General features: G+C 59.3%; 1 protein-coding gene. It reads left to right on the forward strand.

Annotation, left to right across the window (positions count from 1 at the left end; all coding sequences use genetic code 11):
* The coding region (locus JQ46_RS09535) for a malate synthase G (protein ID WP_051876320.1) at positions 1-1,979 on the forward strand (1,979 nt) is incomplete at both ends.

A 1,979-nucleotide genomic window follows, 5' to 3' on the forward strand; every position in this document is an offset into this window, starting at 1 on the left:
CTTCCCGCCATCGGCAAGGATTCCGCCGAGGAGCAGGAGAAGTTCTGGGATGGCTTCGGCAAGATCGTCGAGGAGTACACCCCGCGCAACCGTGAGTTGCTGAACACTCGCGACGAGCTGCAGAAGAAGATGGATGCCTGGTATGCCGACCACAAGGGTGCTCAGGATCCGGAGGAGTACAAGGCTTTCCTAAAGGAGATCGGCTACCTGGTCGACGAACCGGGTGACTTCGAGATTACGACCCAGAACATCGACCCGGAGGTCGGCACGACCGCCGGCCCGCAGCTGGTTATTTCGGCGTTGAACGCCCGCTTTGCGCTGAACGCAGCGAACGCCCGCTGGGGTTCCCTGTACGATGCCCTCTACGGAACCGACGCTATCTCTGAAGAGAACGGCCAGGAGAAGGGCACCGGCTACAACAAGGTTCGCGGTGACAAGGTCATCGAGTGGGGCCGTGAGTTCCTGGACCGCGTTGTACCGCTGGAGTCCGGCTCCCACAAGGACGTCACCAAGTACGCCGTCGAGTCCGGCCAGCTGGCTGCCACCATCGACGGCAATGATGTGCACCTGCGCAACCCGGAGGTCTACGCAGGCTTCGGCGGCGACAAGGCCAACCCGACCGACATCCTGCTGTACAACAATGGCCTGTACATCGACATCCAGATCGACCCGGAGTCCCCGATCGGCAAGACCGACAAGGCCGGCGTGAAGGACCTGAACCTCGAATCCGCAGTCTCCACCATCATGGACTTTGAGGACTCCGTCGCCGCCGTCGACGCAACCGACAAGACCCTGGGCTACCGCAACTGGCTAGGTCTGAACACCGGCAACCTCACTGAGGAAGTGGAGAAGGGTGGCAAGACCTTCACCCGTAAGCTCAACGAGGATCGTGTGTTTACCTCCCGTGATGGTGAGGAGCTGCGTCTGCACGGCCGTTCCCTGCTGTTCGTGCGTAACGTTGGCCACCTGATGCAGAACCCGGCGATCCTGGATCAGAATGGTGAGGAGATTTTCGAGGGCATCATGGATGCCGTTATTACTTCGGCTGCTGCGATCCCGGGTCTGGATGAGAACAACCCGCTGCGTAACTCCCGTAATGGTTCGATCTACATTGTGAAGCCGAAGCAGCACGGCCCGGACGAGGTTGCGTTCACCAACGACCTGTTCGGTGCTGTGGAGGATCTGCTGGGTCTGGAGCGGTTCACCTTGAAGGTTGGTGTGATGGACGAGGAGCGTCGCACCACCGCCAACCTGGATGCTTGCATCGCACAGGTTAAGGAGCGTCTGGCGTTTATTAACACTGGCTTCCTGGATCGCACTGGTGATGAGATCCACACCTCCATGCTGGCTGGTCCGATGGTGCGTAAGGCGGATCTGCAGACCGCGCCGTGGAAGATCGCTTACGAGGACAACAATGTGGATGCTGGTCTGGCGCATGGTCTGCCGGGTAAGTCGCAGATCGGTAAGGGCATGTGGGCCAAGACTGAGCTGATGGCTGACATGCTGGCCCAGAAGATTGGCCAGCCGAAGGAGGGCGCTTCCACCGCATGGGTTCCGTCGCCGACGGGTGCGACGCTGCACGCAACCCACTACCACGAGGTGGATGTTTTCGAGGTGCAGGACAAGCTGCGCACGGAGGGGCGTCGTGAGACTCTGGGTGACATTCTGACCATTCCGGTGGCGGAGTTTGCTGATTGGTCTGCTGAGGAGATCGCCGAGGAGATTGATAATAACTCCCAGTCCATTCTGGGTTATGTGGTCCGTTGGGTGGAGCAGGGTGTTGGTTGCTCCAAGATCCCGGATATCCACGACATTGACCTGATGGAGGATCGCGCTACCTGCCGTATTAACTCCCAGCACTTGGCTAACTGGTTGAAGCATGGTGTGGTGACTGAGGAGCAGGTTCTGGAGTCTTTGCAGCGTATGGCTGCGAAGGTGGATGAGCAGAACGCTGGTGATGCGAACTACCGCAACATGGC

The sequence above is a fragment of the Corynebacterium jeikeium genome (assembly GCF_000738175.1).
GTDB classification, from domain to species: Bacteria; Actinomycetota; Actinomycetes; order Mycobacteriales; family Mycobacteriaceae; genus Corynebacterium; species Corynebacterium jeikeium_C.